At 40.4% G+C, this 8,848-nt stretch carries 10 protein-coding genes; 5 read left to right on the forward strand and 5 right to left on the reverse strand.

Annotated elements, in window-relative coordinates; translation table 11 throughout:
* Positions 1–152: 152 nt before the first annotated feature.
* Entirely contained in the window at positions 153–1,226 is a 1,074-nt protein-coding gene (acsF, locus tag AABK37_RS38335) for a magnesium-protoporphyrin IX monomethyl ester (oxidative) cyclase (RefSeq protein ID WP_432556654.1), read from the reverse strand.
* A gap of 370 nt (positions 1,227–1,596) precedes the next feature.
* On the opposite strand from acsF, the gene hemN reads away from it, so the two are divergent.
* Entirely contained in the window at positions 1,597–2,979 is a 1,383-nt protein-coding gene (gene hemN, locus AABK37_RS38340) for an oxygen-independent coproporphyrinogen III oxidase (protein ID WP_432556655.1), read from the forward strand.
* Between the two features lie 92 nt (positions 2,980–3,071).
* Here the strand turns inward: hemN and AABK37_RS38345 are convergent, their stop codons facing one another.
* Positions 3,072–3,533, reverse strand: coding sequence for a GNAT family N-acetyltransferase (locus AABK37_RS38345; RefSeq protein ID WP_432556656.1), 462 nt, complete (start codon positions 3,531–3,533; stop codon positions 3,072–3,074).
* Between the two features lie 155 nt (positions 3,534–3,688).
* Between AABK37_RS38345 and AABK37_RS38350 the strand changes: the two genes are divergently transcribed.
* The 3 genes from AABK37_RS38350 (at position 3,689) to AABK37_RS38360 (ending at position 5,791) form a co-directional block, all read left to right on the forward strand.
* Positions 3,689–4,246, forward strand: coding sequence for a CAP domain-containing protein (locus AABK37_RS38350; protein ID WP_432556657.1), 558 nt, complete (start codon positions 3,689–3,691; stop codon positions 4,244–4,246).
* 248 nt (positions 4,247–4,494) lie between these two features.
* Complete coding sequence (locus AABK37_RS38355; RefSeq protein WP_432556658.1) at positions 4,495–4,962, forward strand: TspO/MBR family protein; 468 nt, start codon at positions 4,495–4,497, stop codon at positions 4,960–4,962.
* A 10-nt stretch (positions 4,963–4,972) separates the two neighbouring features.
* On the forward strand, positions 4,973–5,791 hold the full coding sequence (locus tag AABK37_RS38360; protein WP_432556659.1) for an SDR family NAD(P)-dependent oxidoreductase: 819 nt from the start codon (positions 4,973–4,975) through the stop codon (positions 5,789–5,791).
* Here the strand turns inward: AABK37_RS38360 and AABK37_RS38365 are convergent, their stop codons facing one another.
* The 3 genes from AABK37_RS38365 to AABK37_RS38375 all read right to left on the reverse strand — a co-directional run bounded on the left by AABK37_RS38365 (position 5,792) and on the right by AABK37_RS38375 (position 7,709).
* Positions 5,792–6,235, reverse strand: coding sequence for a YidH family protein (locus tag AABK37_RS38365; protein ID WP_432556660.1), 444 nt, complete (start codon positions 6,233–6,235; stop codon positions 5,792–5,794). It lies immediately after the preceding gene.
* 116 nt (positions 6,236–6,351) lie between these two features.
* Positions 6,352–6,726, reverse strand: coding sequence for a hypothetical protein (locus AABK37_RS38370; protein WP_432556661.1), 375 nt, complete (start codon positions 6,724–6,726; stop codon positions 6,352–6,354).
* Between the two features lie 284 nt (positions 6,727–7,010).
* Positions 7,011–7,709 carry a phosphoribosyltransferase gene (locus AABK37_RS38375; RefSeq protein ID WP_432556662.1) on the reverse strand — a complete coding sequence of 233 codons (699 nt, stop codon included), beginning with the start codon at positions 7,707–7,709 and terminating at the stop codon, positions 7,011–7,013.
* Positions 7,710–7,868: 159 nt separating this feature from the next.
* Between AABK37_RS38375 and AABK37_RS38380 the strand changes: the two genes are divergently transcribed.
* The gene (locus AABK37_RS38380) at positions 7,869–8,549 is read left to right on the forward strand and encodes a uracil-DNA glycosylase (RefSeq protein ID WP_432556663.1); all 681 of its coding nucleotides are present in this window, start codon (positions 7,869–7,871) and stop codon (positions 8,547–8,549) included.
* The last annotated feature ends 299 nt before the right edge of the window (positions 8,550–8,848 follow it).

The raw sequence follows: 8,848 nt of genomic DNA on the forward strand, positions 1-8,848 counted from the left end.
GCTGGACGTTTTGTACTCATTATGTATCACTAATCACATCAAACCCAATGTTCTTAGATTACATCTTATGCTGACTTTTTGCTTAAGTTGACACCAATGGGCAGTGCCGTGCCCCTACGGGTGTACCTCGCTAGGTCAGGAAACGCTATATTTTAACTAACTGTTGCCCGTGATGATTCGGCATCAATCGGTTTGAGCAGGTAAATTCGCAACAGATTCCAAATGATGGAAAGTAACAAGGGTAGTTTTTGGAATAACTTGATAATTTTTGGGCGATCGCTTACATTAATCTCTGCCAATTTCAGATTCTTCTCGGAACACTTTTCTAACCGACGGAAAAATTCTGGGTGATTTGTGTTCAATGTCAAGGGAAATGCTCTCGCAGCGGTGTTGTTTGTCTCCTCAATGACTTTGGTATTATATTCGCGGGGATTTATGCCCATAGATTCATAAAATGTTGCTCGTTCAAATACTGTCAAGGTGTGCGTAGCAAAAACTGTCAGCAAAAAGAAACGCACCCACAATCGCGATTTCCAATTATTCCATAATTGGGGTTGCGATCGCAGCAGCGCTTTGAAAAAATCTCCATGTCGGTTTTCATCTTGACACCAACTTTCAAAATAGCGAAATAACGGATATATTTCATGTTCTGGATGTGCTTCCATATGGCGATAAACTAAAATGTAACGCCAGTAACCAATTTTCTCAGATAAATAAACAGTATAAATAACCCACTCTGGCGGAAAGAAAGTATAAGTACGATTCTTGGTGAGATAACTTAAGTCTAAGGAAAGATTAAAATCTGCCATTGACTTATTCAAAAATCCCGCATGACGTGCTTCATCCCGCGACATTAAGAGAAACGCTTCTGCTAAAATAGGATTTCGCTCTTTAAGTCGTCGCGATAGTTCTTTAAACAGCAAAAAACCAGAAAATTCTGAAGTACAAGAGCGCTCTAAAAAGTCAATAAAAGAACGTCGCGTTTCCCCATCAATGCTATCCCAACACTGTTGAAATTCGCTACCGCGTACAAAATGATGCCGATTATAATCGGCTCTTAGCTCTTCTAAAACTGCTAATAATTCAGGCTCTTGCGCCGAAATATCCATTTGCGCGATCGCTTCAAAGTCAGTGGTGTAAAACCTGGGTGTTAACAATGTTTCCTGAACTGGTGCTTTAATACCAGGTTTCAGTAACTCAGGCTCTGGGGTGTGAAGATTAGCCATGAGAATTCTGCTTTTAATCTAATGCTTTATTAGCTATATAACCATAATTTTCTTTCTAGGTCTATCAATTGAAAAATAACTTTTTAATCGACAATTAGCTAGATATATTGGGTTTTTACGCAATTCGTTTGTAGCGTTTTTACATTAAATACTTTCTTTAAAAAATAAAACAGATTAATATATTTATAGTTAGACAAATATTAATCGTTAAATCATTTAGAAAAAAATCAATATTACTAGCATCTGCATCTACACTAATAGCGTTAGTAGTATATGTAGGGTGCGTTAGCCTTTGGCGTAACGCACCCTACGTGTATTTCTATCAACTAACTCTTATCCACTATCCATTATCAACTAACTACCACTCACTATGGTTTTTATACTTCCTAACGTTAAATTCGATTCTAATTTAATTCAAAAATATGATACTCCGACACCGAGATACACCAGTTATCCACCGGCAACTGAGTTAACAGAAGCATTTAGTGAAAGTGATTTTAAAGAAGCGATCGCTAACTCAAATAAAAGGAAATCTCCGCTTTCTTTGTATTTCCATATACCGTTTTGTCAAATTCCTTGCTACTTCTGTGGTTGTAATACGGTAATTTCCAACAATAAGAATATTGCTAAACCTTATTTACAGTCTTTAGTTCAAGATATTAAAAATACATCAGCCTTAATTGATTCTGATAGAAAAGTGCTGCAAATTCACTGGGGTGGTGGTACTCCTAACTATTTGAATCCCGAACAAGTAGAATTTTTGTGGAAAAATATTAGACAACATTTCACCATTGATTCAGAAGCGGAAATCTCAATTGAGATTAATCCCCGCTATGTTGATAAAAATTATATTTTCTTTCTCAGAGAAATCGGTTTTAACCGAATTAGTTTTGGTATCCAAGATTTTAATCGTCAAGTTCAAGTCGCTGTAAATCGCGTTCAACCTGAAGAAATGCTCTTTGATGTCATGAGTTGGATTAAAGAAGCTAACTTCAAAAGTGTGAATGTAGACTTAATTTATGGTTTACCTTATCAAACTCGCGAAACTTTCAAAGAAACGATTAAAAAGACAATTGAATTAGACCCTAACCGAATTGTAGTCTTTAATTTTGCTTATGTGCCGTGGGTAAAGCCTGTACAAAAAAATATTCCTGAAGATAAGCTTCCCTTACCGCAAGAAAAGTTAGAAATTCTCAAGATGACGATTGAGGAATTAACAGCTAACAAGTATTTATTTATCGGGATGGATCATTTTGCTAAAGCTGATGATGAATTAGCGATCGCTCAACAAAATCGCACGCTAAAACGCAATTTTCAAGGCTACACCACCCTAGCAGAAACAGAACTCTTTGGTTTTGGTGCTACATCCATCAGTATGTTAGAAGACGCTTACGCTCAAAATCACAAGCAATTACAAGATTATTATCGCGGAATTGAAGCGGGTGTTTTACCAATTAGTAAAGGCATCAAACTCAGCCAAGATGACATTATTAGACGAGATGTCATCATGTCTATTATGTGTCACCACGAACTGCATAAGCCAGACATTGAAAAGAAGTATAATATCAACTTTGATGAATACTTCAGCTTAGAAATAAAGGCGTTACAGCCATTAGAAGCCGATCAATTAGTCGAGTTATCAACGAAATATATTATTATCACAGAAATCGGCAAACTACTATTAAGAAATGTTGCCGTAATCTTTGATGCTCATACCAGAAATCAACAGAGAAAATTCTCTCGCTCAATTTGAGTATAAACTCTTTTTATGTTATGTAGTGAGCGGTTTACCGCTCATAGCTTCGGTTTAAACGGCTAAAGCCGTTACTACAAGCGCTTTTATACTTAGCTGCTGGGATAATGCATAAATATTACAGGAACTCCCAGCAGCTTCTTGCCTAATTGCGACAATCCAAACTTACCCTTAAGCGATCGCGGTAATTCTTCAAAGGCAATTACGACAAAACCAAAGCGTGTATAAAATTCCGCCAACGGCTGACCCAAACATTCTAAATATAGCGGTTGAGTTGCTTCTTCAATTAAATGCCGCGTAACTAAAGTTCCTAAACCGCGATTTCTCCAAGCTGGTGAAACTACCAAACTACCAAGTTCTTGTGTATCATAAAAGTTGCGAAGCTGTCCGCAAGCTACTATCTTCCCCTCGCATTCAATTACCGAGAATTGCGAAAAGCGTATTTGGGTAGGGTCAAGTTTTGCCGAAAGCACCAACCATCTAATTGACCAAATATCCTCAGATGTAGCCTTACGGAGTATACATTCATTTGGCAGTGACACGCTTTGTTTCATAGAACCTCGCAAAAATTATTATTTCCAATCAGATCCCCGACAACTTCTGCGAAGTTGGGGCAAATCGTTTTTTTCATTCTGTTGTCACTTTTTTGTCACATTTACTTTAAATAATAAAAATAGAACCGATTATTTTGAATATTAAATTTATTAAAATGCAGCAACGTCAATTATCCCCGATACTTTGGATTATGGGGACAGCGATCGCACTTCTGACGACAAGCTGTGAGTCAGCAGTGCAATATTTGCCACCATTACCGAGAATTGAGACATCCTCAAACGAAACGCGATCGCCTCAACAAAACGCCCAATCTCCTAGTAACGCCAAAATTGAAGCTGCAATTCGTCAAGGTATCAATCAAGTGCGTCAGGAAAACAAACTGCAACCCTTGCAAAATAATGAAAAACTAGCGCAAGTTGCCCGGAACTACAGCCGACAAATGGCAGAACAAAACTTCTTCAGCCACACCGGACCTAATGGCAGCACCCTAGAAAAGCGAGTACGCGCAGGCGGAATTTATTATTGGGTGGTCGGCGAAAACTTGTTCACAAGTAAGAATATTTCCCAACCAGTATCACCAGCGATTGACGGTTGGATGAAAAGTCCAGGACATCGAGAGAATATTTTGCGTCCGTTTTTCAGCGAAACCGGCGTAGGAGTGTGGAAAGTTGGCAACAGCTACTATATTACACAATTGTTTTTGCGGCGTTGAAGAACTCCTTAATACAAAAAACGCCTGCCCACCCACGCCCGCAGGCTAGAAGCCTGGGGCTACACAGACAAAGCCTGCCTTCGCAGGCTATGAGTTTTCCAGCCTGCGAAGGCAGGCTTTGTACGTATAGCGATACCCTTACAGGGTATTGCCGCTGCAAAATTGAGATGTTCCCCCCTAGATAGGTGTGGCGATCGCCCATCCAACCTTAAACTACTAATTGTAATCTCAACTTGACAGCAATCTTTGTGAAAGCAAGATGGATCATCACCGCAGTTTCCGCAGCACTATTTTTTGGTGGTAGCTTGCTAACATCACTGCGCGACCCCTGGTTTCAAAACTTACAGCGTCCCGCGTGGTTAACTTTTGAATTTTTAATTCCGTTTATTTGGATCTTTATTTGGGTCTGCATCACCATCTCAGCAATTATAGTGTGGGAAAACTCAAAAAATCGCCCTTGGTTATTGATGGGTATGTATGCTGCGATCGCTCTTTTAACTTCAGCATACAGTCCGATTGTCGTAGAACTTAAAAGCCTTATAGGGGGAATGATTGCTGGTGGATTGGCTACAATTATCGTCTACATTTTGGCGTTTCTAGTCAAGCCAATTTCTCAAAAAGCCTCTTGGTTGTTCTTACCTTATGCTCTTTGGGGTCCGATTGGTACTTATCTTACTTGGATATTAATTCAACTTAATACAGGCGCAGCAAACTAACAAAAATTATATGAGTAATACAGTAATTATTACAGGTGCATCTCAAGGCATCGGCAAAGCCACAGCACTTGAATTTGCCCGTCAAGGATATGATATTGTACTGGCAGCGCGTCAAGTTGATCGTTTAGAAGCTGCGGCAATCGAAGTACGCGAACTTGGTCGAGAAGCGCTTGCCATTCCCACAGATGTGAGAGATCCGCAGCAAGTAAACAACTTAGTGGAAAAGGCAATACAGCATTTTGGTCATGTGGATGTAGTAATTAATAATGCTGGTATTTTTGCTTTAGGACCAGTAGAAGAATTTCAACTCAGCGATTGGCAACAGATAATAAATACGAATCTTTTGGGTTATATCCATGTGATTCATGCTATTTTGCCTCATTTACTAAAACGCGGTAAAGGAACAATCGTCAATGTCAGTTCTATTGCTGGTTTAGATGCGATTCCTTACCAAATACCTTACAATACCAGCAAGCACGCGATCGCAGGGCTGACCAAATCGCTACACGCAGAATTATCGCCGAAAGGAATTCAAGTTACTGGAATTTATCCCAGTTTTATTCGTACCCAAATCGATGAACGGACAATCTTTCGCGGGAAGGAAGAGGAAACAACTAAAGCTCGCTACGATTTAGTCAAGACAATGCTGCACACTCCCCTGCTAGAAAAGCCTGAAGATGTAGCGCAAGCAATTTGGAAAGGTGTTAAAAATCAGCGTGCTGATGTAATTGTCGGTACAGCGAAGTTTTGGACATCAATGTATCATCTATTTCCTGGTTTGATGAAGCCATTATTTCGGCTAGTTTTTGGGATGAAAGAACGTCGCTGATTAAAAGTCATCTAAAGAACGTTGACGACGTTGGGTAGAATTAGTAGTGGGATTGGGCAGTTTATTTGCCCACAAAACTAGAGGAATGCTGAGTGTTCCCAAAATCATCATAATAGCGGTGATTATCAAAACCATTATGCGATTGGGGCGATATTTATTCTGTTCAATCTGCCAAAAAACTTGGTTATAATGCCAAGCTGCTAAAGCTATAACTACAATACCAAAAATTACTAAGCTGACACCGAGGTTTTCTGAATTAAAGATGGGATGCACCTGAGGTTCTTGTTGAGTTAGGGTAGAATGAAGTTGACGCAGAAATAAGCTGAATCGAGCGATCGCAAACCCAAAACCGATTAAAGCGATTGAAGTTCGCAGCCAAGCTAGAAATGTGCGCTCGTTCGCTTGATGCTCCCGCTGACGGTCTACTTGAGAAATTTTTGTCATTAAAACTTTAAAGAAGACAAAGCGCGTATTTTCCTTTTTGTTGAAAATGACAGGCAAGGCTATCTTACCTGTCATAGTGCATCTTAATGTTATATGTAATAAGTAGTATCCTAACGTCAGAAATTTTTCCGACTTGATTTAGAATTTTTCGGCGAATAATCAGAGCAATTCTTTGCTGCTTCAGTCATTACCATCGAAGGTTGTACGGCACACTTGAGATAATTGTTGCTGCAAAAAAATTCACAGTTTTGACAGGGAAGTTTATTTAAACTGTTGATACTAAAAACGATTTTATTGTCTACAACCGTCCGCAATTTGGATAGCATGAGAAAAAAAACTACCCAACCTACAATAAAGCCAAAAGAACCACCCACAGAGATAGCTATTTCCGGAACAGTTAACCCATAAATATTTCCCTCTTCAGTGTGGCTTCTCTGATTTGAATTACTATCTACTGCTAAAAGGGGTTGGGAGTTACGATCAAAAGACATATTATTTACCTGTGGTGCTACGTAGTGCCGAATAAGTTCCTGGCAAACGCTTTTAGGCTCACCAGTAACTGCTCTTATATATAAGGCTGAGTGGATTCGTCAAAATTGAGCGATCGCAAGGACTCAATTATAGGTGTAGCAAAATAACAATTAAGGTATCTCTGTCGAGAGTTTTACTTGTAAGTTATTGTTATACACCGAAAGAAAGAACTTACTGAATTAACTGAGAAAGAAGGTTGTTTTTGTGGTATTGTTAATGCTCATGAAATCGAGTTGAATAGTTATCAATCGGTTAAGGGCTGATGTTGTTGCTGGAGATACACCAGAGCTTCAGAGGATTCTACTTGAGGAAAATCGACATAGAAATTACTAACACTTAAGAAAGGTTCCGGTGTTTCCAAGATAATAAGGCGATCACACCACTGACTCAACCAAGGTAACAACTTTAAAGGCGCTACAGGACTACACAACCAAACTGACGCACACCCAAGCGCTTTTGCTGCAATCGCCGCCACAGCCATTGTCATGCCCGTGGCGATGCCATCATCAATTAAAATAACCGTAGCATTTTCTGTATTTACCTGGGGACAACCAGGAATTAATTGTGCCTCAAGTAGTTTAGCTTTATCGATCGCTTCATTCAAAGCCAATTCACGCGATACTCCTGAAACGAGTGGCTGCTGCCATCGCAAATAATTTTTACGGCTATGTAACTTTTGCTCACTCCAAAGAACATTTCCCGAAGCAGTCACCGCACCAATTGCCAACTCCGGGTTTTGTGGATGGCTAATCTTTTTCGCCACCATAATCGTCAGCGGACAACCCAAAATTCGCGCTACAGGTGCAGCTACTGGTAGTCCCCCTCTAGGCAAGGCATAAACAATTGGTCGCTTTGTCCCAGCACTTTGCTTGATTGCATCAATCTGTTGTGCCAGCTTCTCACCAGCATCAGTGCGATCGCAAAAAAGTGGGGTATATGACATAATTTCCCCAACACATTAAGACACCATTGTTTTTATCATGAAGGATTTTCGGGCAATTTGATTGATACAATAGAATCTCTACAGATATAAGTAGCATTTATTTGTTCGCCAATAAACATTAGTTATTAGACTGGCGCTGATGTCAGCATCTTCATTTTCATGAGCAGCGAAAATCAATTAAGCCTCTTTGAGAATTCCAACTTTCAGCAAAAAGATTTAATTCCCACAGATGCCAAAATCCCCATTCCCAGCGGCACTTACCCCAGCATGACCGAATTGGCGCAGCATTGCAATGAGTGCCACCGTTGTGGATTAGGAGAAAATCGGACTCATGCCGTCGTCGGACGCGGCAACCTCAAAGCACTGATTATGATTGTGGGAGAAGCACCCGGTCAAAATGAAGATGAAACTGGATTGCCCTTTGTCGGCAGATCCGGGCAGTTGTTAGAGAAAATTTTGGCATCAGTCGAACTGGATACAGAAAAAGATGTATACATTTGTAACATCAACAAATGCCGACCCCCAAATAATCGGGTTCCTTCGAGTAAAGAAATGGCGGCTTGCAAACCCTATTTATTTGAACAACTTCGCATAGTTGACCCGAAAATTATTCTCTTGACAGGTGCAACAGCCGTCAAAGGTTTAATTGGCGACAAAGGAGCGATGGGTACAATTCGTGGAAAATGGATTGAATGGGAAGGGCGTTTATGTATGCCGATTTTCCACCCATCTTACTTGCTGCGTAACCCTTCCCGCGAAGTAGGCGCTCCCAAATGGTTAATGTGGCAAGATATTCAAGCAGTGCGTGCCAAATTCGATGAAATTCGACAAAATAAGTAGTGAGCCAGCGCGGTCTTCTCCCAAAGGGAGAGGCTAGCGCCAAGGGGAGGCAGTGCGTTGGGCGGGTTTCCCGACTTGAAGCACCTGCCGTGGTTTCCCCCATGAGCGACTGGCGAACCCGTTCGCGCAGCGTCTCGAAGAGAAGGGTGAGCGATTTATCGCTCAATGAAGCTTTAAATTTTTTGCGCTAGACCACTAGTAACCCAAGTTGCTAGTTATAGATTCAAGCGATCGCATGGGGTAAGTTAAGCAATAAAATCCCCTCCAGAGAGAAAAGTAGGAGGGGAAAATGCGCCTGG

This window comes from Tolypothrix sp. VBCCA 56010, from assembly GCF_050875635.1.
Classification (GTDB): Bacteria; Cyanobacteriota; Cyanobacteriia; order Cyanobacteriales; family Nostocaceae; genus Hassallia.